Source organism: Cupriavidus sp. FW305-3-2-15-C-LB2 (genome assembly GCF_058787575.1).
Genome location: NZ_JBYSZW010000054.1, coordinates 16648 through 36780, shown reverse-complemented (window position 1 = coordinate 36780; position 20133 = coordinate 16648). Strand labels below are relative to the sequence as shown.

Here is a 20133-nt window from a genome sequence, read left to right as displayed (position 1 = left end):
CCTATGCTGCGATAAATGCCTGTCAGGCTGCGATCTGGCCGCCGGCAGCTTCGATCGCGGCCTTGGCGCCAGCGGTGGCGCCCAGACCCTTGATCGTCACCTTGCGGGTCAGTTCGCCAGCCTTGATGACCTTGGCGCTCTTGACCAGCTCGCCCACCAGGCCAGCTTGCTTCAGGACCAGCAGGTCGACTTCGGCCGCTTCCAGGCGCTCGATGTCACGCAGCGTGACTTCGGCGTTGAACGCCTTGGTCAGCGAGGTGAAGCCGCGCTTGGGCAGGCGACGATACAGCGGCATTTGACCGCCTTCGAAGCCCACCTTGTGGAAGCCGCCCGAACGCGACTTCTGACCCTTGTGACCGCGACCGGCAGTCTTGCCCAGGCCGGAGCCGATACCGCGACCGACGCGACGCTTGGCGTGCTTCGAACCGGCGGCCGGTTTCAGGTTGTTCAGTTGCATCTTGCTCTCCGAGTTCCCGGTATCAGGCCAGAACCTTGACCAGGTACGAGACCTTGTTGATCATGCCGCGCACAGCGGGCGTGTCCTGCAGCTCCGACACCGAGTTGATGCGGCGCAGGCCCAGGCCACGAACAGTGGCGCGATGATCCTCGCGCGTGCCGATCAGGCTGCGCACGAGTTGCACTTTTACGGTTTTCTGCGACATTGCGTTCACCTTAACCCAGGATGTCTTCGACCGACTTGCCACGCTTTGCGGCGATTTCGCCCGGCGTGCTCATCTTCTGAAGGCCGTCCAGCGTGGCGCGAACCATGTTGTACGGGTTGGTGGAGCCGTGCGACTTGGTCACCACGTTGGTGACGCCCATCACTTCGAAGATCGCGCGCATCGGGCCGCCGGCGATCACGCCGGTACCTTCCTTGGCGGGCATCATCAGCACCTTGGCGGCGCCGTGCTTGCCAACGACTTCGTGTTGCAGCGTGCCGTTCTTCAGCGAGACCTTGACCATCTTGCGACGGGCTTCGTCCATTGCCTTCTGAACAGCAACCGGCACTTCCTTAGCCTTGCCCTTGCCCATGCCGATGCGGCCATCGCCGTCACCAACCACGGTCAGCGCAGCGAAACCGAGAATCCGGCCACCCTTCACCACCTTGGTGACGCGGTTGACCGAGATCATCTTCTCGCGGAGGCCGTCGTCGCGTTCGTCCTGTTGGACTTTTGCTTGCATCTTTGCCATGACGTATCTCTCTCTATGCGCTTAGAACTTCAGGCCGGCTTCGCGGGCGGCGTCTGCCAGGGCCTTGACGCGGCCATGGAAACGGAAGCCGGCGCGATCGAACGCGACAGTTTCCACGCCGGCAGCCTTCGCCTTCTCGGCGATGCGCTTGCCAACCACGGTGGCGGCAGCGGCGGTAGCGCCCTTGCCATCCAGTTCCTTGCGCACTTCCACCTCGGCGGTCGACGCGGAAGCCAGCACCTTGGTGCCGCACTCCGAGAAAACCTGGGCGTAAATATGCGAATTCGTACGGAACACGGTCAGACGATTGACTTTCATCTCCGCGATCTTGGCGCGGGTCTGACGTGCACGGCGCAAACGAGCGTCTTTCTTGTTCATCATTGCACCCCTTACTTCTTCTTGGTTTCCTTCAGGATGACGCGCTCGTCCGAGTAACGCACACCCTTGCCCTTGTAGGGCTCAGGCGGGCGGTACGCGCGGACTTCCGCGGCAACCTGACCGACTTTCTGCTTGTCCGCACCCTTGATGATGATCTCGGTCTGCGTCGGCGTTTCCGCCTTCACGCCTTCCGGCATCTCATGGATCACGTCGTGCGAGAAACCAAGCTGGAGCTTCAGCGCAGCGCCTTGCAGCTGGGCACGATAGCCCACGCCGACGAGGTTCAGCTTGCGCTCGAAACCGGTGGTTACGCCCTTGACCATGTTGGCCACCAGAGCACGCATGGTGCCCTGCAGAGCGTTTGCTTCACGCGATTCGTCAGCCGGGCTGAAGGTCAGCGTGTCGTTCTCGACATTGACCTTGACCAGGCTGTGAATCGGCTGCGACAGCGTACCGAGCGGGCCCTTTACGGAGAGCACGCCAGCCGCCACGTTCACTTCCGCGCCCTTGGGGAGCGCGATGGGAGCCTTACCTACACGGGACATGGTTCTCTCCTTAAGCGACGTAGCAGAGAACTTCGCCGCCCACGCCAGTGGCGCGAGCCTTGCGGTCGGTCATCAGACCCTGCGGGGTCGAAATGATCGCCACACCCAGGCCGTTCATCACTTGCGGGATGTCGCTGCGGCCCTTGTACACGCGCAGGCCGGGCTTCGAGACGCGCTCAATGCGCTCGATGACCGGACGGCCGGCGTAGTACTTGAGACCGATGCTCAGTTGTGCCTTGCCGCCATCTTCCTGGACGGCGTAGTCGTCGATGTAGCCTTCGTCCTTCAGGACCTTGGCGATTGCCACTTTCAGCTTCGACGACGGCATGACAACCGACGCTTTCTGCACGCCCTGGGCGTTGCGGATGCGCGTCAGCATATCGGCGATAGGATCGCTCATGCTCATACTGTTTCTCCTGTAGCCTGTGCGTAATTACCAGCTGGCTTTCGTCAGACCCGGGATTTCGCCCTTGAAGGCGATTTCGCGGATCTTGTTACGCGCCAGGCCAAACTTGCGGAAGGTACCGCGGGGACGACCGGTGATCGCGCAGCGGTTACGCTGGCGAGTCGGGTTCGCGTTGCGCGGGAGCTGTTGCAGCTCGAGACGCGCGCTGTAACGCTCTTCTTCCGACTTCTCTTGGTCATCGATAATGGCCTTGAGGTTGGCGCGCTTGGCGGCATACTTCGCCACCAGCTTGGCGCGCTTCTTCTCACGTTCAATCAGAGCCAGTTTAGCCACGGTTACCCCTTAATTGCGGAACGGGAACTTGAACGCACCGAGGAGTGCCTTGGCTTCCTCGTCGTTCTTTGCCGTCGTCGTGATGCTGATGTTCAGACCACGCAGTGCGTCGATCTTGTCGTACTCGATTTCGGGGAAAATGATCTGCTCTTTCACACCGATGTTGTAGTTGCCACGACCGTCGAACGACCGGCCCGACACACCACGGAAGTCACGCACGCGCGGCAGGGCCACGGTAACGAAACGATCGAGGAATTCGAACATGCGCTCGCCGCGCAGGGTCACCATCGCACCGATGGGGTAGCCCTGACGGATCTTGAAGCCGGCGATAGCCTTCTTGGCCTTCGTCACGACCGGCTTCTGACCGGCGATCTTGGTCAGGTCGCCGACGGCGTTCTCAATGATCTTCTTGTCATTGATGGCTTCGCCAAGACCCATGTTCAGGGTGATCTTGGTGATGCGCGGCACTTCCATGACCGACTTGTAGCCGAACTGTTCGATCAGCTTCGGCACAACCTGTTCTTTGTAAAACTCTTGCAGACGTGCTGCCATGCTCAACTCCTATACGTGCCCAGAATCAAGCTGCCACGACGGCGCCGGTGGTCTTCAGCACGCGCACGCGCTTGCCGTCTTCCACCTTGATGCCGACGCGCGACGGCTTGCCATTGGCATCCACGAGCGCAACGTTGGAAATATGCAGCGGCATGACCTTGTCGACCACACCACCGGTAGTGCCCAGCATCGGGTTCGGGCGGGCATGCTTCTTGGCGATGTTCACGCCTTGCACCGCAACCTTGTCGCCCAGGACGGCTTGCACGGTACCGCGCTTGCCCTTGTCCTTGCCGGTCAGCACAATGACTTCGTCGCCTTTGCGAATCTTGTTCATGGCGGCTCCTTACAGCACTTCCGGAGCGAGCGACACGATCTTCATGAAGCGCTCGGTACGGAGTTCACGAGTCACCGGCCCGAAGATACGGGTGCCGATCGGCTCGAGCTTGTTGTTCAGCAGGACGGCGGCGTTGCCGTCGAACTTGATCAGCGAACCGTCAGCGCGGCGCACGCCCTTGGCGGTACGCACGACGACGGCGTTGTAGATGTCGCCCTTCTTCACGCGACCGCGCGGCGCTGCGTCCTTGACGGTCACCTTGATGATGTCGCCAACGCTTGCGTAGCGGCGCTTGGAGCCACCCAGCACCTTGATGCACAGCACTTCGCGCGCACCAGTGTTATCGGCTACTTCGAGCCGGCTTTCTGTCTGAATCATGGTGTTTGTCTTCCCAACTTAATCCGTCAGGTGCAAAAAGCGCCCATCGGTCAGTCTTGGTCCCGTCGGCTCCGGCATTGCGCCAGCTCCGTATGGGTTGATCAACTTTGAAGTCGGTAGGAACCACGCGATCTCAACTATTTGTTGAGGGCGCTCGGTCCTGGCTCGCTTCACAGGCCCGCCCGGGTGGTAATGCAAAGGCGAACGCAACAAAGCGGAAGTCCAGGATTATAGCTACATAATCCTGGACTTGCAAGTCAAGCTAAGAACGTGTTGTTCTTAGATGACGCGTGCAGCCTCTACCAGCCGGGAAACCACCCAGGACTTGGTCCGCGACAGCGGACGGCCTTCCTGGATCTCGACCTTGTCGCCTTCCTTGTACTGGTTGGCTTCGTCGTGTGCGTGGTACTTCTTCGAACGCAGCACGTACTTGCCGTACAGAGGATGCTTGACGCGGTTTTCCACCAAGACCGTAACGGTCTTGTCCATCTTGTCGCTCACGACACGGCCGACCAGGGTACGGCGAAGCGACTTTTCCGTTTGTGCAGCTTCAGTCATTTCGCGTTTGCCTTTTGAGTCAGCACGGTTTGCACACGCGCGATGTCCTTGCGAACCTTCTTCAGCTGGCTGGTGTTCTGCAGCTGTTGGGTCGCCTTTTGCATGCGCAGGCTAAATTGGGCCTTCAGCAGCTCGGAGAGCTCCTGGTTCAGCCCGGCGGCGTCCTTGCCGCGAAGTTCGGATGCTTTCATCCCTGCTCTCCTTACGTCCCGACCTGGCGCACCACGAAATTGGTGGCGATCGGCAGCTTGGCGGCCGCGAGGCGGAACGCCTCACGTGCCAGGTCTTCGCTCACGCCATCCATTTCGTACAGCATCTTACCCGGCTGGATTTCAGCCACGTAGTACTCCGGATTGCCCTTACCGTTACCCATACGGACTTCGGCAGGCTTCTTCGAGATCGGCTTGTCCGGGAAAATCCGGATCCAGATGCGGCCGCCACGCTTGATGTGGCGGGTCATCGCACGACGTGCCGACTCGATCTGACGAGCGGTCAGGCGGCCACGGCCCATGGCCTTCAGGCCGAATTCGCCGAAAGACACGGCGTTACCACGGGTAGCCTTACCCGTGTTGCGGCCTTTCTGCTCCTTGCGGTATTTTCTGCGCTTAGGTTGCAGCATCGTTATTCTCCACTCTTCGCATCTGCGCCAGGCGCAGCGCGGCGACCGGCACCGGCACCGCCGCGGCGGTTGCCACCCGGACGGCCTTCGCCTTCACGGCGGCGGCCTTCCGGACGACCCGGGCGACGACGACGGTCGTCCTGCGGCTCTTCCACCACCGGCGCGTCGTTGCGGCCGAGGTGATCACCCTTGTAGACCCACACCTTGACACCGATGATGCCGTAGGTGGTTTCTGCTTCGGAGAAGCCGTAGTCGATGTCGGCGCGCAGGGTGTGCAGGGGCACACGGCCTTCGCGGTACCACTCGGTACGTGCGATTTCGATACCGTTCAGACGGCCGGCGCTCATGATCTTGATACCCTGGGCGCCCAGGCGCATCGCGTTCTGCATGGCGCGCTTCATGGCGCGGCGGAACATGATGCGGCGCTCGAGCTGCTGGGTGATCGAATCGGCGATCAGCTGAGCATCGGTTTCCGGCTTGCGGATTTCCTCGATGTTCACGTGCACGGGCACGCCCATGCGACGCTGCAGTTCAGCCTTGAGCAGTTCGATGTCCTCACCCTTCTTGCCGATCACCACGCCCGGACGCGAGCTGTAAATGGTGATGCGTGCATTGCGGGCGGGGCGCTCGATCACGACGCGGCCAACCGATGCGTTCTTCAGCTTCTTCTTCAGGAAGTCTCGAACTTCAATGTCTTCCTTCAGCATGCCGGCGAACTTCGTGTTGCTGGCGTACCAGCGCGAAGCCCAGTTACGGCTGACAGCCAGGCGGAAGCCAGTCGGATGAATCTTCTGTCCCATCGTGACTCCTTAGTTGCCGAGCGTCACAGTGATGTGACAGGTTTGTTTCTCGATGCGGTTGCCGCGGCCCTTCGCCCGTGCGGTGAAGCGCTTGAGCGAGGTTGCCTTGTCGACGAAGATCGATTTGACCTTCAGTTCGTCGATGTCGGCGCCTTCGTTGTGCTCAGCGTTGGCGATGGCCGATTCGACCACCTTCTTCACGATCCCGGCAGCCTTTTTCGGGCTGAACGTCAGGACATTGAGCGCGCGCTCGATCGGCAGACCACGGATCTGGTCAGCGACCAGGCGCGTCTTCTGGGCGGAGATGCGGGCACCGCGATGAATCGCTTTCACTTCCATGATGGCACCTTACCTCTTCGCTTTCTTGTCAGCCGCGTGGCCCTTGAACGTGCGGGTAATCGCAAATTCACCGAGCTTGTGGCCAACCATGTTTTCCGTAACGTACACCGGCACGTGTTGACGGCCGTTGTGAACGGCGATCGTCAGGCCAATGAACTCCGGCAGAATGGTCGAGCGACGCGACCAAGTCTTGATGGGCTTCTTGTCCTTGCCGCTCGATGCGACTTCCACCTTCTTCAGCAGGTGGGCGTCGCAGAACGGACCCTTTTTAGCGGAACGAGTCATATCTTTAGCTCCTACCTACCGATTAACGCTTGTGGCGCTTCTGGACGATCATGCTGTCCGTGCGCTTGTTGCTGCGGGTACGGTAACCCTTGGCCGGGGTACCCCACGGCGAAACCGGATCGCGACCAGCAGCGGTCTTGCCTTCACCACCACCGTGCGGGTGGTCGACCGGGTTCATCACGACACCACGGACCGTCGGGCGGATACCGCGCCAGCGGGTCGCACCGGCCTTGCCGATGACGCGCAGGCTGTGCTCTTCGTTGCCCACTTCACCGATGGTGGCGCGGCACTCGATGTGCACGCGGCGCACTTCACCGGAGCGCAGGCGAACCTGGGCGTACAGGCCTTCACGAGCCAGCAGCACGGCGGAACCGCCGGCGGCACGTGCGATCTGCGAACCCTTGCCAGGCAGCATTTCCACGTTGTTGATCGTGGTACCGACCGGAATGTTGCGGATCGGCAAGTTGTTACCGGCCTTGATCGGCGCTTCCGAGCCGTTCATCAGCGGTTGGCCGGCAACCATGCCCTTGGTGGCGATGATGTAGCGGCGCTCGCCGTCGGCGAACAGCACCAGCGCGATATTGGCGCTGCGGTTCGGATCGTATTCCAGGCGCTCGACGCGGGCGGGGATGCCGTCCTTGTCGTTGCGCTTGAAGTCGACCACGCGGTAGTGGTGCTTATGACCACCGCCCTTGTGGCGGGTGGTGATATGACCGTTGTTGTTACGGCCCGACTTCTGGAATTGCTTTTCCAGCAGCGGAGCGTGCGGGGCGCCCTTGTGAAGGTCCTTGTTGACCACCTTCACCATCGAGCGACGACCCGGGGAAGTCGGCTTGGTCTTGACGAGTGCCATGATTACTTGGCCTCCGCTTCAAAATTGATTTCCTGACCCGGCTTCAGCGAAACGTAGGCCTTCTTCACGTGGTTGCGACGCCCCATGAAACGGCCAAAACGCTTCTGCTTGCCCTTCTGGTTCAGGATCTGAACGGACTGCACCTCGACCTTGAACAGCAGTTCGACGGCGGCCTTCACTTCTGCCTTGTTGGCATCGCGGGCCACTTCGAACACGACCTGTTCATTCTTGTCGGCGACCAGGGTTGCCTTTTCGGAAACCACCGGCGCGAGCAGCACCTGCATCAAACGATGATCGTTCTTGGCTACTTGCGTCATTTCAGCAACTCCTCGATCTGCGCGACGGCTGCCTTGGTCACCAGCACCTTCTTGTAGTGCACGAGCGACAGCGGATCAGCCTGGCGCGGCTCGACAACTGCCACGTGCGGCAGGTTGCGCGAAGCCAGGTAGAGGTTTTCGTCGAGGCTGTCGGTGATGATCAGCACCGAGTCCAGGCCCATGGCCTTGAACTTGTCGGCCAAGAGCTTGGTCTTGGGCGCGTCGACAGTGAAACCGTCCACCACGTTGATACGACCTTCACGTGCGAGCTGCGAGTAAATCGAGCGCATGCCGGCACGGAACATCTTCTTGTTGACCTTCTGGGTGAAGTTCTCTTCCGGCGAATTCGGGAAGATACGGCCGCCCCCGCGCCACAGCGGCGAGGAAGACATACCGGCACGAGCACGGCCCGTACCCTTCTGGCGCCACGGCTTCTTGGTCGTGTGCTTGACCTCTTCACGATCCTTCTGCTTACGGTTACCGCTGCGAGCGTTGGCCTGGTAAGCGACGACGATCTGGTGAACGAGGGCTTCGTTGTAGTCACGGCCGAACACTTCGGGCGAAGCGTCAACGCCCGCGCCGATCTGGCCATTGTCCTGGAGGAGCTTGAGTTCCATTACATGCGCTCCTTAAGCTTTGGCTTTGGCCTTGACGGCCGGGGTAACGATGACCTTGCCGTTCTTGGAGCCGGGGATGGCGCCCTTGACCAGCAGCAGCTTGCGCTCTGCGTCGATCTTGGCGATTTCCAGGTTCTGCACGGTGCGGGTGACATCGCCCAGGTGACCGGTCATGCGCTTGCCCGGGAACACGCGGCCCGGATCCTGCGCCATACCGATCGAGCCCGGCACGTTGTGCGAGCGCGAGTTACCGTGGGTGGCACGGCCGGAGGCGAAGTGATAGCGCTTGATGGTACCGGCGTAGCCCTTACCGATGGTCACGCCCTGCACGTCGATCTTCTGACCGACTTCGAACAGGTCGACCGACAGCGAACCGCCAGCTTGCAGTTCGGCAGCCTTGGCTGCATCGATACGGAATTCGCGGATGATTTCGCCGGCTTCCACGCCGGCTTTGGCGAGATGACCCGCCAGCGGCTTGGTAACGCGGCTTGCGCGTCGTGCGCCGAAGGTGACTTGAACCGCGGTATAACCGTCGGTCTCGTCCGTCTTGATTTGCGTCACGCGGTTGTCGCCGACCTCGACCACGGTAACGGGAATTGCTTCACCGTCGTCCGTGAAAATACGGGTCATGCCAACCTTGCGACCTACAAGGCCAAGGCTCATGGTTTGCTCCATTCCCAGCTGCGATTGGCCGGGGCTGATTGATACACGAAAACTGTGTTTGCTGTGGGCTTGCGCTAAAGAAGACTGCGCGCGGCCAAAGTGGCCAGCCCACTACCCGAGGAAACGGGTAGCCTTACACTATATCGCAGCGGTTTGGAAAGGGCAATATGAATTGCGGATTCGCCTGCAGGGTTGTAGGCAGGCGTGCCGCAGTAGTGGCGCTTGCGTGACTTGGGGTGTGGTGTGGAGGCGACGGGCGGTAGTTGAAGTGCCGTGAAGCGCATCCGGGGGATGGTTGCTCAGGCGGCGAGGCGCACGAAATCGCCGCCATAGAATACCAGCGGTTCGCCCTCCCCTGCCTCGTATGCCTCGACGGCGCCGACGATCAGCAGATGATCGCCTACCGGGTCGGCCCGCTCCACGCGGCAGGCCAGGGTCGCTAGTGCTTCGTCCAGGTAGGGCACGCCGCGCTCGCAGCGCCCGTGGGCGACGCCCGCGAACTTGTCCGCCACCGGCGTGGCGAAGCGGCGCGCCAGTTCGCCATGGCCGGCGCGCAGGATGCTGACGCCGAAAGGCGCGCCGGGCACGAACAGGCCCGCATTCGGCGAGTGCAGCGCCAGGCTCCACAGGATCAGCGGCGGCGCCAGCGACAGCGAGGCAAACGAGTTCACCGTCAAGCCGACGGGCCGGCCCTGCGCCCCGCAGGCGCCGATGACGGCCACGCCGGTGGCATAGCGGCCGCAAACCCGGCGCAGTTCGCGGGGATCATGGACGGAAGTGGCGGGCGTGGCGGCGTGCATGTCAGGCGGCCTCGGCGACGTACTGGTTGATCAGCTGGTGGCAAGCCTGTGGATCCAGCCACCACGGGAAATAGTCCGGCGGATTGTCGAAACCGTTGGCGATGCGCGCGGCCAGTGCCGGCGCCTGCCCCGCGGCGCCCAGCAGCGCCAGGATATGCGGCGGCGGCGGGGTCAGCAGCGAGTTGGTCCACGCCACCACGTCGCCCGCGTACTGCCAGTACTGGTCGAAGGTGCGCTCCATCCAGTCCTGGTCGAAGGGCTGGTCGCCGCGTGCCAGGATCGCATCGAGATAGACCTTGCAGCATTTGGCGGCGTTGTTCGAACCCTGCCCCGTGATCGGGTCGTTGACCACCACGGCATCGGCCATGCCGAACACCAGCCGCCCGGACGGCAGCGTCAGCACCGGCTTGCGCACCGTTGGCGCGAAGCGTCCGGCAAGGATGCCGTTGTCGTCGGTCAGCGCGACCCGCTCACAGCGCTCGGCCTCCCATGGCAGGTAGGTCTGCAGGATGCGCTGGCTTTCCGCCAGGTGCTGCGCCGGCGTGCGCGCCTCGGCCCAACGGTCCATCGGGCCGCCCGGGATGCCCTCGAACACCATGATCTCGCACGGCCCCGACAGCGTCAGCGCGGGGAAGACGAAGTATTCACCCACGCCCGGGATCAGGTTGAAGCAAACCCGCGAGAACGGCGTGCGCGGCTGCATGCCGGTCACATAAGTCAGCGCCAGCGCGCGCTGCGGTTTGTCGAACGGACTACGGGAGGCATCGCGCTCGAAGCGGCTGACGATCTCGCCCTTGCCGGCGGCCAGCAGCACCAGGTCATGCTCGCGGGTCAGGTCCTCCAGTTCATCCAGGCCGACATCGGCGATGCGCAGGTCGCCGCCGCGTGCAACGAAGGCCTCCATCCACGCGGGCATCTTCAGGCGCTGGTCCACCGCCTGTGCCGGGCGGTCCAGCGGCGCGGCCCAGTCGATCGCGCGGGCACCGGCCTGCTCGGGATGCGGCACGGCCAGGCCGATGCCCTCCACCGGCGGGCAGGCATCGTCCCACCAGTTCAGCCCGAGCTCGCGCTCGGCCTGCAGCGCGCGGTCGAACATGCACTGGCTGGACATGACTTTCCCGCCGCGGATCTGCTCGGGGGTCCGGTTGGACAGCAGCGTGACCCGGTAGCCGTTGGCTTGCAGCCCGAGGGCCATTTGCAGGCCCGACTGGCCGGCTCCGACGATGGCGATGCGTTGGCTCATGACGTTTTCTCCTGAAGGATCGTTCGGCGGCGTTCAGCCGGCCAGCTTGCCGATGGCGGGCACGTTCTGCTCCGGCCCCATGGCGGAATAGCCGCCGTCGACGGCATAGTCGGCACCGGTGACGAAGCTGGCATGGTCGGAACAGAGGAAGAGCACCACCTGGGCCACCTCGTCGGGCTCGCCGACGCGGCCCAGCAGGTGGAACGGCGCGGCCACCGCATCGGTGCGGGCACGGTTGCCGCCGCTGACCTCGTCCATCAGCCGGCACCAGGTCCAGCCCGGCGACACCGCGTTGACGCGGATGCGGTCCGGCGCCAGGTCCATCGCCATGCTGCGCGTCAGCTGCGCGATGGCGGCTTTCGACACCGGGTAGAGCCAGCGCCCGGTCTGCGCCACGTTGGCAGAGATGCTGGTGAAATTGACGATCGCACCGCCGCCGCGCGTCCGCATATGCGGGTGCACCGCCTGCGCCAGCATCACGCCCGACACCACGTTGACGTCGAGCGCCGCCAGCCAGTCGGCACGATTCGAGCGGAAGCCGTCATCGAGATAGGTGCAGGCCAGGTTGACCAGGCAGTCCACGCCGCCAAAGCGCTGCACCACCTGCGCCACGGCATCGCGAACCTGCTCGTCACGCGTGATGTCGGTGGCGATGAAGAGCGCGTTCGCCCCCAGCTGCGCGGCCACGCGCTCGCCGTTGGCGGCATCGATGTCGAAGATCGCCACGCGCGCGCCGGCCTCGACAAAGGCCCGCGCCACGCCGGCGCCGATCAGCGTGGCGCCGCCGGTGACAATGGCCACCTTGCCCTGCAGTCCTTTCATGCTTGTCTCCTGTGCCGGCAACAGCCGGCGATGGTTGCGGGCGGGCCTCTGCGGGCCCGTTCCGGATCGATGCGGCGGGCGCAGCCTACTTGCCTTCGCTCTGCTGCCAGCGCGCCATCAGTGTGTTCGACGGCAGGGTCTCGTCCAGCAACTTGCGCGCGGTCTCCACGCCCGCGACCGGCAGACCCGCCGGGTCCAGCTTGCCGATCTGCACCAGCACGCTGGCCTGGTCCCAGTAGATATGCTCGTGGTACAGCTTGTCGCCGCGGAACTTGACGATGGCGATCAGCGGGATCTCCACGCGCTTGCCGGTGGGCGGCACGCCGGGCAGCATCCAGTCGATCTCGCAGCTATGCGTGAAGCAGAACAGCATCTCGTCGACGATCTGCGTGGCCCCGACCGTGCGCGACAGCGGGATCAGCGTGGTGTCGGGCGGATTGCTGTGCACGAAATGATGCTGGTAGAAACGCCGCAGCTGCGCGTAGCCGACCCCGCCGGTCATGGTCGGGATATGGTTCACATAGGGCTGCGGCACCATCGTCGCCATGGTGGCGTCGACATCGCGGGTGGCAAATTCGTATTCGCAGTGCTTGTCCCACAGCGCGGAGAAATCGTAGTGCGGACCCATTTCACCGCGCTGCGCCGCGATCGAGCGCTGGTGCGCCATCAGCGCCGAGGGCTTGTCGAAGTGCTCGCCACCGGTGCGGGCAAAGGCATGGTCGACGCCGGCGTAGACGTAGACCTCGATGTTCTCGCGCCCAGCCAGGGCCGCGCGGATCGCAGCCTGCGCCTGCGGCGGGCAGAATCCGTCTTTCTCGGCGATATGCAGCACCAGGCGGCCGCGCACGTTGGCGGCTTCGCCCAGCGCGTGCTCGATGCCCACGCCGTAGTACGCCACCGCACAGGCCACGTCGGGCAGCCGGCAGGCCGCCAGGTAGGCCAGCTTGCCGCCCAGGCAGAAGCCCAGCACGCCGGTCTGGCCGACGCATTCCGGCCGCGCACGCAGCGCTTCAAGCGCGGCGCCCACATCCTGCACGCCCGCGGCTTCGTCGAACTGCTGGTACAGGCCCAGCGCCCGCTGGAAGTCCTCGCCGCGGTCGGTCAGCTCGATCCCGGGCGCGATGCGCCAGAACAGGTCGGGCACCAGCACCGTATAGCCCTCCTCGGCGTAGTAGTCCGCCACCTGCCGCATGGTCGCGTTGACGCCGAAGATCTCCTGGCACAACACGATGCCCGGGCCCTTGCCTGCCGCCGGGGTGGCGAGATAACCGCTGAAACTGCCTTCGGGGGTCTGGATCTGGATGGTCTGGCCCATGGCCTGCGCTCCTTGTCGTTCTTTCTCTTTCCGGTGTCTGGTGGGACTGCCGTGCTGGCTTCCATAATGGTGGCTCCGCACCGCAGCAAACTAGCCGCTGGGCGCAGCGGCTATCCGATTAGTGCAGGAAACTTCGGGCTCGGTCAACGCCGCAGCGCAGACGGCGAGGCCATCCGCTATAGTGGATCGCGTGGGAAACCGTGCCCCGGCCGTCATGCCGGGCCGGCCCCGGAATCAGCGGCGCGCACGGTCACCGGCAGCGCCGCGGCCCCGCCAGAGGAGCGAGACAATGCAGCTGCCCCCCGCCGCCGGACCGCTGGCGAGCGCCCTGCTCGGCGATCCCGCCCGGTGCGTGTTCGCCTCGACCGACCTGGCCGAGACGCGCGCCGCCGTCGGGCGCGTGTTCAAGCCGCACCGGCTCGAGATACGCGGCACCCGCTTGCAAGCACGCATGCATCATGCGCCGCTTGGCGCGGTCTCGTTCAATCGCCTCGCCTACGGCGCCGACGTCACCATCGACCCCGGCCCGCTCGGCGACTTCCTGCTGGTGCAGATGCCGCTGCAAGGACAGGCCGAGATCCGCTGCGGCGACCAGCACATCGTTTCCACGCCCGACTGCGCTTCGGTGCTGACGCCCAGCGATGCGCTGGCCATGCGCTGGAGCGCCGACAACGACCAGTTGATCGTGCGCATCGAACGCAGTGCGCTGGAACGCATCTGCGCGGCCCATCTGGGCCGGCGGTCCGAGCGGCCGCTGCGCTTTGCGCTCGGCATGGCCTGGCGCAGCGGCGCGTGGTATGAGCTGATGCGCTATCTCGCCGCGATGCTGGCGACCGCGCCCGAGACCGCACGCCATCCGCTGACCGCCTGCCAGCTGGAACAGCTGGTGATCGGCACGCTGCTGACGTCGCAGCCGCACAGCCTGTCGGATGCATTGCGCGAGCACGGCAAGCCGCTGGCACCGCGCCATGTGAAAGTGGTGGAGGAATATATTCACGCAAACGCCGCGGCGGAGCTGACCCCCGCCGTGCTGGCCGAGGTTGCCGGCGTCAGCGTACGCAGCCTGTTCGCCGGCTTCCGCGAGCATCGCGGCACCGGGCCGATGGCCTACCTGCGCACGGTGCGGCTGGAGCGCGTGCGGCACGACCTGCTGAACGTCGCGTCGGTGTCGTCAGTGAGCGCGGCCGCGCTGCGCTGGGGCTTTGCCCATCTGGGGCGGTTCAGCGCGGAATACCGGCGCGCGTTCGGGGAGTGCCCCGCGCAGACCTTGCGGCGGCGCGGAGCGGGCTAGGCTTGTGTGAATTCAGTGCTGCCGCTTCGGGCAGCCGCCGCGATCGCTCAGCTCATCGCGCAACTGTAGCTGGCGCGGCAGGGGAGCAATCCGGGGAGCAAGGCTGCTGCATGCAAGCCTTGAAAACAAAAACGGCGAACCATACGGTTCGCCGTTTTGCTGCAGCAGGCCGCAGGCGCGGCCCGAAGCATGATTACACCTTGATCTCGACGTCCACGCCTGCCGGCAGGTCGAGCTTCATCAGCGCGTCAACCGTCTTGTCGGTCGGGTCGACGATGTCCATCAGGCGCTGGTGCGTGCGGATCTCAAACTGATCGCGGCTGGTCTTGTTGACGTGCGGCGAACGCAGGATGTCGAAGCGCTGGATGCGGGTCGGCAGGGGCACCGGGCCCTTGACGATTGCGCCGGTACGCTTGGCGGTATCCACGATTTCGGCGGCCGACTGGTCGATCAGGCGGTAGTCGAAAGCCTTCAGGCGGATACGGATCTTCTGGTTCTGCATGATATTTCCTTAAAAGAGCGATTGGGCAACGTGCCCGTTGAATGGGGACATGCCCGACAGGCATGTCCCAGGAAGTGCTTAGTCGAGGATCTTTGCCACGACGCCGGCGCCGACGGTACGGCCACCTTCGCGGATAGCGAAGCGCAGGCCTTCTTCCATGGCGATCGGGGCGATCAGCTTGACGGTGATCGACACGTTGTCACCCGGCATGACCATTTCCTTGTCCTTCGGCAGCTCGATCGAGCCGGTCACGTCGGTGGTACGGAAGTAGAACTGCGGGCGGTAGTTGTTGAAGAACGGGGTGTGACGGCCGCCTTCGTCCTTCGACAGGATGTACACCTCGCCGGTGAAGTGGGTGTGCGGCTTGATCGAACCCGGCTTGCACAGCACCTGGCCGCGCTCGACGTCTTCACGCTTGGTGCCGCGCAGCAGCAGGCCAACGTTGTCGCCGGCTTGACCCTGGTCCAGCAGCTTGCGGAACATTTCCACGCCGGTGCAGGTGGTCTTCACCGTCGGCTTGATACCGACGATTTCGATTTCCTCGCCGACCTTCACCACGCCGCGCTCGATACGGCCGGTCACCACGGTGCCGCGACCCGAGATCGAGAACACGTCTTCCACAGGCATCAGGAAGGTACCGTCAACGGCACGCTCCGGCGTCGGGATGTAGGTGTCCAGCGCGTCGGCCAGGTTCATGATGGCCACTTCGCCCAGCTCGCCCTTGTCGCCTTCCAGCGCCAGCTTGGCCGAACCCTTGATGATCGGGGTGTCGTCGCCGGGGAACTCGTACTTCGACAGCAGCTCGCGAACTTCCATCTCGACCAGCTCGAGCAGTTCAGCGTCGTCCACCATGTCGCACTTGTTCAGGAACACGATGATGTACGGCACGCCAACCTGGCGGGCCAGCAGGATGTGCTCACGCGTTTGCGGCATCGGGCCGTCAGCAGCCGAGCAAACCAGGATCGCGCCGTCCATCTGGGCGGCACCCGTGATCATGTTCTTCACATAGTCAGCGTGGCCCGGGCAGTCAACGTGCGCGTAGTGGCGGTTGGCCGTTTCGTACTCGACGTGCGCGGTATTGATGGTAATACCGCGTGCCTTTTCTTCCGGCGCTGCGTCGATTTCGTCGTACTTCTTGGCGGCACCGCCAAACTTGGCTGCCAGCACCGTGGCAATCGCTGCGGTCAGCGTGGTCTTGCCATGGTCAACGTGACCAATCGTACCAACGTTCACGTGCGGCTTGGTCCGCTCGAACTTTTCCTTTGCCATTTCTTAACTCCTGATAGGAATGCAGTCTTGTTGTTTCATCGCGCCGCCGCACCGGCAGGCGCGGCGGCAAACTTCCAATTACTTGCCCTTGGCCGACATCACGGCTTCGGCGATGTTCTTCGGTGCTTCAGCGTAGTGCTTGAATTCCATGGTGTACGTGGCGCGGCCTTGCGTGGCCGAGCGCAGCGACGTGGAATAACCGAACATTTCCGACAGCGGGACTTCGGCCTTGATGATCTTGCCGCCGCCCACCATGTCGTCCATGCCCTGCACGATGCCGCGGCGGGACGACAGGTCGCCCATCACGGTACCCGTGTAGTCTTCCGGCGTTTCCACTTCCACGGCCATCATCGGCTCGAGCAGAACCGGGCTGGCCTTGCGCATGGCTTCCTTGAAAGCCATCGAGCCGGCCATGCGGAACGCGTTTTCGTTCGAGTCCACGTCGTGGTACGAACCGAACGTCAGCGTGACCTTCACGTCCACCACCGGGAAGCCAGCCAGGATGCCGTTCGGCAGCGTGTCGACGATACCCTTTTCGACCGCCGGGATGTATTCGCGAGGAATCACACCGCCCTTGATGGCGTCGATGAACTCGAAGCCCTTGCCCGGCTCTTGCGGCTCCAGCGTGATCACAGCGTGACCGTACTGGCCGCGGCCGCCCGACTGCTTGACGAACTTGCCCTCGACGCCTTCAGCCGTCTTGCGAATGGTTTCGCGGTAAGCCACCTGCGGCGCGCCGATGTTGGCTTCCACGCCAAATTCGCGCTTCATGCGGTCGACCAGAATTTCGAGGTGGAGCTCGCCCATGCCCGAAATGATGGTCTGACCCGATTCTTCATCGGTACGCACGCGGAACGACGGATCTTCAGCGGCCAGGCGGTTCAGGGCGATGCCCATCTTTTCCTGGTCAGCCTTGGTCTTCGGCTCGACAGCCTGCGAGATCACCGGCTCCGGGAACACCATGCGCTCGAGCACGATCGGTGCAGCCGGATCGCACAGCGTGTCGCCCGTGGTGGCGTCCTTCAGACCCACCGCAGCGGCGATGTCGCCGGCCAGCACTTCCTTGATTTCTTCGCGCTGGTTGGCATGCATCTGCAGAATACGGCCGAGGCGTTCCTTCTTGCTCTTGACCGGGTTGTACACGGTGTCGCCCGAATTGATCTTGCCCGAGTACACGCGGAAGAAGATCAGCTGACCAACGAACGGGTCGGTCATGATCTTGAACGCCAGTGCCGAGAACTTTTCGTTGTCGTCAGCCTTGCGCTCGAGCTTCTTCTCGCTGTCGTCCTCGTCCGTGCCCGTAACCGGCGGAATGTCGACCGGCGACGGCAGGAAGTCGATCACGGCGTCGAGCATGCGCTGCACGCCCTTGTTCTTGAACGCGGTGCCGCACAGCATCGGCTGGATTTCGCAGGCGATGGTACGGTCACGCAGCGCCTTGACGATCTCGGCGCGGGTCAGCTCTTCGCCGCCCAGGTACTTTTCCATCAGCTCTTCGCTGGCTTCGGCGGCAGACTCGACCATCTTCTCGCGCCATTCGTCAGCGGTGGCTTGCAGTTCGGCCGGGATGTCCTGGTATTCGAACTTCACGCCCTGGCTGGCTTCGTCCCAAATGATCGCCTTCATTTCCAGCAGATCGACGACGCCCTGGAAGCCGTCTTCAGCGCCGATCGGCACCACGACGGGCACCGGGTTGGCCTTCAGGCGGGTCTTCAGCTGGTCGTAGACCTTGAAGAAGTTCGCGCCGGTACGGTCCATCTTGTTGACGAACGCCAGACGCGGCACCTTGTACTTGTTGGCCTGACGCCAGACGGTTTCCGACTGCGGCTGCACGCCACCCACTGCGCAGTACACCATGCACGCGCCGTCCAGCACGCGCATGGAACGCTCCACCTCGATGGTGAAGTCCACGTGTCCCGGGGTGTCGATGATGTTGAAGCGATGCTCGGGGTAGTTGCCGGCCATGCCCTTCCAGAAGGCGGTGGTCGCAGCAGACGTGATGGTGATGCCGCGCTCCTGCTCCTGCTCCATCCAGTCCATGGTGGCCGCGCCATCATGGACTTCACCGATCTTGTGGTTCACACCGGTGTAGAACAGGATGCGCTCGGTCGTGGTGGTTTTACCCGCGTCAATGTGAGCCGAGATACCGATATTGCGGTAGCGCTCAATGGGAGTCTTACGAGCCACTTTAATCCTCTATTCGTCCGTGAGGCGCCGGCATCTCATGGCCCGCGCCCCTAACACAAACGGGCGAGATGTGTAAAAACACAGCCCGCCCGGCAACCAACAAACGCTATCGCGCGCTTAGAAGCGGAAATGCGAGAACGCCTTGTTGGCTTCGGCCATGCGGTGCACTTCGTCACGCTTCTTCATTGCGCCGCCACGGCCTTCCGATGCTTCCAGCAGCTCACCTGCCAGGCGCAGCGCCATCGACTTCTCGCTGCGTTTCTTCGCGGCCTCGCGCAGCCAACGCATCGCCAATGCCAGACGACGCGACGGACGGACTTCGACCGGAACCTGATAGTTGGCGCCGCCCACGCGACGGCTCTTCACTTCCACCACCGGCTTCACGTTGTTGATGGCAACGGAGAACACTTCGATGGGGGCCTTGCCTGCCTTCTTTTCGATCTGGTCGAACGCGCCATAGACGATACGTTCGGCAACCGACTTCTTGCCGTCCAGCATCAGCACGTTCATGAACTTGGCAACTTCAACGTTGCCGAACTTCGGATCAGGCAGAACATCCCGCTTGGGGACTTCACGACGACGTGGCATCTTCTTTCCTTTAGATTCAGTTGAGAGCGTGGTCAGTTTTTCCCGCTCTCTGGCCACCAACTAGCTTGCATGCGATAGACAGCAAATTCGCCGGGTGACCACTTACTCGACGGCACGGTTGCCAAAAAGGCGCTCCGTTGTACCGCCGCCTGGTGACAGCACCGTGACTCGCGCCACAGGCTATCGTTTGTTGCTTCGGGTCTTTCCGACCCAGGCTGCTATAGCTTAGGCTGCCTTCGGACGCTTCGCGCCGTACTTCGAACGAGCCTGCTTGCGGTCCTTCACGCCTTGCAGGTCGAGCGAGCCACGGACGATGTGGTAACGCACACCCGGCAGATCCTTCACACGGCCGCCGCGGATCAGCACGACCGAGTGTTCCTGCAGGTTGTGGCCTTCACCGCCGATGTACGAAATCACTTCGAAACCGTTGGTCAGGCGCACCTTGGCAACCTTACGCAGTGCCGAGTTCGGCTTCTTCGGCGTCGTGGTGTACACGCGGGTGCACACGCCACGGCGCTGGGGGCAGTTCTCAAGCGCCGGGCTCTTGCTCTTGACGACTTCAGAGACGCGCGGCTTGCGAACCAGTTGGTTGATAGTTGGCATTGTTCAATCCAGCTTGGTTTGACGAAAAACGCCCCTCGCACCGGCATGCACCGAAATGGAGAGGCAACTACGGGTTTTGGGCGGGAGAGATGAGCGGACGCGCTCTGGAGACGGGACTGTGCGGTAACAGCATGCCAAAGAGCGCGAGCCGGCACCCGGATCCCGCGTCTGCCGCCACCGGTCCATGGGAACCCAGTCCGGAAGGCTTGCCGGCCGCGGCCTAAAGGCCACTTCTCCGACGGGCGAGCGAAATCCAAAGCCAAAAACTCGAATCTGGCATCCTAGCAGGGGAATCGTATACCGTCAAGCCGTATACCCGACCCGGGACGCGCTGACGCTGCCCTC

30 protein-coding genes are annotated in these 20133 nt (G+C 63.2%); 1 reads left to right on the top strand and 29 read right to left on the bottom strand.

Annotated features, from left to right (window positions below; all coding sequences use genetic code 11):
• Positions 1-22: 22 nt before the first annotated feature.
• The 24 genes from rplO to AC3WRR_RS29230 form a co-directional block, all read right to left on the bottom strand.
• Entirely contained in the window at positions 23-457 is a 435-nt protein-coding gene (gene rplO, locus AC3WRR_RS29345) for a 50S ribosomal protein L15 (protein WP_010812380.1), read from the bottom strand.
• Between the two features lie 22 nt (positions 458-479).
• Positions 480-662, bottom strand: a complete 183-nt coding sequence (gene rpmD, locus AC3WRR_RS29340) for a 50S ribosomal protein L30 (protein WP_010812381.1) — start codon at positions 660-662, stop codon at positions 480-482.
• Between the two features lie 10 nt (positions 663-672).
• Positions 673-1191, bottom strand: a complete 519-nt coding sequence (rpsE, locus tag AC3WRR_RS29335; RefSeq protein ID WP_006160449.1) for a 30S ribosomal protein S5 — start codon at positions 1189-1191, stop codon at positions 673-675.
• 21 nt (positions 1192-1212) lie between these two features.
• Complete coding sequence (rplR, locus tag AC3WRR_RS29330; protein ID WP_010812382.1) at positions 1213-1569, bottom strand: 50S ribosomal protein L18; 357 nt, start codon at positions 1567-1569, stop codon at positions 1213-1215.
• Positions 1570-1580: 11 nt separating this feature from the next.
• Entirely contained in the window at positions 1581-2114 is a 534-nt protein-coding gene (rplF, locus tag AC3WRR_RS29325; protein WP_010812383.1) for a 50S ribosomal protein L6, read from the bottom strand.
• 10 nt (positions 2115-2124) lie between these two features.
• A complete protein-coding gene (gene rpsH / locus AC3WRR_RS29320) occupies positions 2125-2520 on the bottom strand; it encodes a 30S ribosomal protein S8 (protein ID WP_010812384.1) in 396 nt (131 codons plus the stop codon).
• A gap of 27 nt (positions 2521-2547) precedes the next feature.
• Positions 2548-2853 (bottom strand): 30S ribosomal protein S14, encoded by a 306-nt coding sequence (gene rpsN, locus AC3WRR_RS29315; RefSeq protein ID WP_010812385.1) that lies wholly within the window; start codon positions 2851-2853, stop codon positions 2548-2550.
• 9 nt (positions 2854-2862) lie between these two features.
• The gene (rplE, locus tag AC3WRR_RS29310; protein WP_010812386.1) at positions 2863-3405 is read right to left on the bottom strand and encodes a 50S ribosomal protein L5; all 543 of its coding nucleotides are present in this window, start codon (positions 3403-3405) and stop codon (positions 2863-2865) included.
• Between the two features lie 25 nt (positions 3406-3430).
• Positions 3431-3739 (bottom strand): 50S ribosomal protein L24, encoded by a 309-nt coding sequence (gene rplX / locus AC3WRR_RS29305; RefSeq protein ID WP_010812387.1) that lies wholly within the window; start codon positions 3737-3739, stop codon positions 3431-3433.
• Between the two features lie 9 nt (positions 3740-3748).
• Entirely contained in the window at positions 3749-4117 is a 369-nt protein-coding gene (gene rplN / locus AC3WRR_RS29300) for a 50S ribosomal protein L14 (protein WP_010812388.1), read from the bottom strand.
• Positions 4118-4396: 279 nt separating this feature from the next.
• Positions 4397-4675: a 30S ribosomal protein S17 gene (rpsQ, locus tag AC3WRR_RS29295; protein WP_010812389.1), complete on the bottom strand. Its 279-nt coding sequence runs from the start codon at positions 4673-4675 to the stop codon at positions 4397-4399.
• Entirely contained in the window at positions 4672-4866 is a 195-nt protein-coding gene (gene rpmC / locus AC3WRR_RS29290) for a 50S ribosomal protein L29 (RefSeq protein ID WP_010812390.1), read from the bottom strand. The genes rpsQ and rpmC overlap by 4 nt, the downstream gene beginning before the upstream one ends.
• Before the next feature lie 11 nt (positions 4867-4877).
• Positions 4878-5294, bottom strand: coding sequence for a 50S ribosomal protein L16 (rplP, locus tag AC3WRR_RS29285; protein WP_010812391.1), 417 nt, complete (start codon positions 5292-5294; stop codon positions 4878-4880).
• Between the two features lie 2 nt (positions 5295-5296).
• A complete protein-coding gene (gene rpsC, locus AC3WRR_RS29280; protein ID WP_010812392.1) occupies positions 5297-6094 on the bottom strand; it encodes a 30S ribosomal protein S3 in 798 nt (265 codons plus the stop codon).
• A 9-nt stretch (positions 6095-6103) separates the two neighbouring features.
• Positions 6104-6433, bottom strand: a complete 330-nt coding sequence (gene rplV / locus AC3WRR_RS29275; RefSeq protein ID WP_010812393.1) for a 50S ribosomal protein L22 — start codon at positions 6431-6433, stop codon at positions 6104-6106.
• A 9-nt stretch (positions 6434-6442) separates the two neighbouring features.
• The gene (gene rpsS, locus AC3WRR_RS29270; protein WP_010812394.1) at positions 6443-6718 is read right to left on the bottom strand and encodes a 30S ribosomal protein S19; all 276 of its coding nucleotides are present in this window, start codon (positions 6716-6718) and stop codon (positions 6443-6445) included.
• A gap of 22 nt (positions 6719-6740) precedes the next feature.
• Positions 6741-7571 carry a 50S ribosomal protein L2 gene (gene rplB / locus AC3WRR_RS29265; protein WP_010812395.1) on the bottom strand — a complete coding sequence of 277 codons (831 nt, stop codon included), beginning with the start codon at positions 7569-7571 and terminating at the stop codon, positions 6741-6743.
• A gap of 2 nt (positions 7572-7573) precedes the next feature.
• Positions 7574-7888, bottom strand: a complete 315-nt coding sequence (gene rplW / locus AC3WRR_RS29260) for a 50S ribosomal protein L23 (protein ID WP_006576245.1) — start codon at positions 7886-7888, stop codon at positions 7574-7576.
• A complete protein-coding gene (rplD, locus tag AC3WRR_RS29255; protein WP_010812396.1) occupies positions 7885-8505 on the bottom strand; it encodes a 50S ribosomal protein L4 in 621 nt (206 codons plus the stop codon). The genes rplW and rplD overlap by 4 nt, the downstream gene beginning before the upstream one ends.
• Before the next feature lie 12 nt (positions 8506-8517).
• Positions 8518-9168: a 50S ribosomal protein L3 gene (gene rplC / locus AC3WRR_RS29250; protein WP_010812397.1), complete on the bottom strand. Its 651-nt coding sequence runs from the start codon at positions 9166-9168 to the stop codon at positions 8518-8520.
• A gap of 299 nt (positions 9169-9467) precedes the next feature.
• Positions 9468-9968: a flavin reductase family protein gene (locus AC3WRR_RS29245; protein WP_011616161.1), complete on the bottom strand. Its 501-nt coding sequence runs from the start codon at positions 9966-9968 to the stop codon at positions 9468-9470.
• A gap of 1 nt (position 9969) precedes the next feature.
• Complete coding sequence (locus tag AC3WRR_RS29240; RefSeq protein WP_010812399.1) at positions 9970-11211, bottom strand: styrene monooxygenase/indole monooxygenase family protein; 1242 nt, start codon at positions 11209-11211, stop codon at positions 9970-9972.
• Between the two features lie 33 nt (positions 11212-11244).
• On the bottom strand, positions 11245-12033 hold the full coding sequence (locus AC3WRR_RS29235; protein ID WP_439668336.1) for an SDR family oxidoreductase: 789 nt from the start codon (positions 12031-12033) through the stop codon (positions 11245-11247).
• A gap of 85 nt (positions 12034-12118) precedes the next feature.
• A complete protein-coding gene (locus AC3WRR_RS29230; RefSeq protein WP_439668337.1) occupies positions 12119-13348 on the bottom strand; it encodes a dienelactone hydrolase family protein in 1230 nt (409 codons plus the stop codon).
• Between the two features lie 289 nt (positions 13349-13637).
• On the opposite strand from AC3WRR_RS29230, the gene AC3WRR_RS29225 reads away from it, so the two are divergent.
• Positions 13638-14639 carry an AraC family transcriptional regulator gene (locus AC3WRR_RS29225; RefSeq protein WP_010812402.1) on the top strand — a complete coding sequence of 334 codons (1002 nt, stop codon included), beginning with the start codon at positions 13638-13640 and terminating at the stop codon, positions 14637-14639.
• Between the two features lie 193 nt (positions 14640-14832).
• Here AC3WRR_RS29225 and rpsJ read toward each other — a convergent pair whose 3' ends face one another.
• From rpsJ to rpsL, 5 genes are all read right to left on the bottom strand, one after another.
• Entirely contained in the window at positions 14833-15141 is a 309-nt protein-coding gene (gene rpsJ / locus AC3WRR_RS29220) for a 30S ribosomal protein S10 (protein ID WP_006160488.1), read from the bottom strand.
• A gap of 78 nt (positions 15142-15219) precedes the next feature.
• Positions 15220-16410 (bottom strand): elongation factor Tu, encoded by a 1191-nt coding sequence (gene tuf / locus AC3WRR_RS29215; RefSeq protein ID WP_010810470.1) that lies wholly within the window; start codon positions 16408-16410, stop codon positions 15220-15222.
• 78 nt (positions 16411-16488) lie between these two features.
• Positions 16489-18597, bottom strand: a complete 2109-nt coding sequence (gene fusA / locus AC3WRR_RS29210) for an elongation factor G (RefSeq protein ID WP_010810458.1) — start codon at positions 18595-18597, stop codon at positions 16489-16491.
• Positions 18598-18714: 117 nt separating this feature from the next.
• Entirely contained in the window at positions 18715-19185 is a 471-nt protein-coding gene (gene rpsG / locus AC3WRR_RS29205) for a 30S ribosomal protein S7 (RefSeq protein WP_010810459.1), read from the bottom strand.
• Positions 19186-19410: 225 nt separating this feature from the next.
• Entirely contained in the window at positions 19411-19788 is a 378-nt protein-coding gene (gene rpsL / locus AC3WRR_RS29200) for a 30S ribosomal protein S12 (protein ID WP_010810460.1), read from the bottom strand.
• Positions 19789-20133 lie beyond the last annotated feature (345 nt).

Bases quoted from the DNA above. Each gene is read 5' to 3' on its own strand.
- rplW (WP_006576245.1), bottom strand. From the start codon at position 7,888: ATGACGCAAGTAGCCAAGAACGATCATCGTTTGATGCAGGTGCTGCTC.
- rpmD (WP_010812381.1), bottom strand. From the start codon at position 662: ATGTCGCAGAAAACCGTAAAAGTGCAACTCGTGCGCAGCCTGATCGGC.
- AC3WRR_RS29245 (WP_011616161.1), bottom strand. From the start codon at position 9,968: ATGCACGCCGCCACGCCCGCCACTTCCGTCCATGATCCCCGCGAACTG.
- rplB (WP_010812395.1), bottom strand. From the start codon at position 7,571: ATGGCACTCGTCAAGACCAAGCCGACTTCCCCGGGTCGTCGCTCGATG.
- rplX (WP_010812387.1), bottom strand. From the start codon at position 3,739: ATGAACAAGATTCGCAAAGGCGACGAAGTCATTGTGCTGACCGGCAAG.
- AC3WRR_RS29240 (WP_010812399.1), bottom strand. From the start codon at position 11,211: ATGAGCCAACGCATCGCCATCGTCGGAGCCGGCCAGTCGGGCCTGCAA.
- rplE (WP_010812386.1), bottom strand. From the start codon at position 3,405: ATGGCAGCACGTCTGCAAGAGTTTTACAAAGAACAGGTTGTGCCGAAG.
- tuf (WP_010810470.1), bottom strand. From the start codon at position 16,410: ATGGCAAAGGAAAAGTTCGAGCGGACCAAGCCGCACGTGAACGTTGGT.
- rplF (WP_010812383.1), bottom strand. From the start codon at position 2,114: ATGTCCCGTGTAGGTAAGGCTCCCATCGCGCTCCCCAAGGGCGCGGAA.
- rplD (WP_010812396.1), bottom strand. From the start codon at position 8,505: ATGGAACTCAAGCTCCTCCAGGACAATGGCCAGATCGGCGCGGGCGTT.
- rpsE (WP_006160449.1), bottom strand. From the start codon at position 1,191: ATGGCAAAGATGCAAGCAAAAGTCCAACAGGACGAACGCGACGACGGC.
- rpsL (WP_010810460.1), bottom strand. From the start codon at position 19,788: ATGCCAACTATCAACCAACTGGTTCGCAAGCCGCGCGTCTCTGAAGTC.
- AC3WRR_RS29230 (WP_439668337.1), bottom strand. From the start codon at position 13,348: ATGGGCCAGACCATCCAGATCCAGACCCCCGAAGGCAGTTTCAGCGGT.
- AC3WRR_RS29225 (WP_010812402.1), top strand. From the start codon at position 13,638: ATGCAGCTGCCCCCCGCCGCCGGACCGCTGGCGAGCGCCCTGCTCGGC.
- rpsH (WP_010812384.1), bottom strand. From the start codon at position 2,520: ATGAGCATGAGCGATCCTATCGCCGATATGCTGACGCGCATCCGCAAC.
- rplC (WP_010812397.1), bottom strand. From the start codon at position 9,168: ATGAGCCTTGGCCTTGTAGGTCGCAAGGTTGGCATGACCCGTATTTTC.
- rpsG (WP_010810459.1), bottom strand. From the start codon at position 19,185: ATGCCACGTCGTCGTGAAGTCCCCAAGCGGGATGTTCTGCCTGATCCG.
- rpsQ (WP_010812389.1), bottom strand. From the start codon at position 4,675: ATGACTGAAGCTGCACAAACGGAAAAGTCGCTTCGCCGTACCCTGGTC.
- rplV (WP_010812393.1), bottom strand. From the start codon at position 6,433: ATGGAAGTGAAAGCGATTCATCGCGGTGCCCGCATCTCCGCCCAGAAG.
- rpmC (WP_010812390.1), bottom strand. From the start codon at position 4,866: ATGAAAGCATCCGAACTTCGCGGCAAGGACGCCGCCGGGCTGAACCAG.
- rplR (WP_010812382.1), bottom strand. From the start codon at position 1,569: ATGAACAAGAAAGACGCTCGTTTGCGCCGTGCACGTCAGACCCGCGCC.
- rplP (WP_010812391.1), bottom strand. From the start codon at position 5,294: ATGCTGCAACCTAAGCGCAGAAAATACCGCAAGGAGCAGAAAGGCCGC.
- rpsS (WP_010812394.1), bottom strand. From the start codon at position 6,718: ATGACTCGTTCCGCTAAAAAGGGTCCGTTCTGCGACGCCCACCTGCTG.
- rpsJ (WP_006160488.1), bottom strand. From the start codon at position 15,141: ATGCAGAACCAGAAGATCCGTATCCGCCTGAAGGCTTTCGACTACCGC.
- rpsC (WP_010812392.1), bottom strand. From the start codon at position 6,094: ATGGGACAGAAGATTCATCCGACTGGCTTCCGCCTGGCTGTCAGCCGT.
- rplN (WP_010812388.1), bottom strand. From the start codon at position 4,117: ATGATTCAGACAGAAAGCCGGCTCGAAGTAGCCGATAACACTGGTGCG.
- rplO (WP_010812380.1), bottom strand. From the start codon at position 457: ATGCAACTGAACAACCTGAAACCGGCCGCCGGTTCGAAGCACGCCAAG.
- AC3WRR_RS29235 (WP_439668336.1), bottom strand. From the start codon at position 12,033: ATGAAAGGACTGCAGGGCAAGGTGGCCATTGTCACCGGCGGCGCCACG.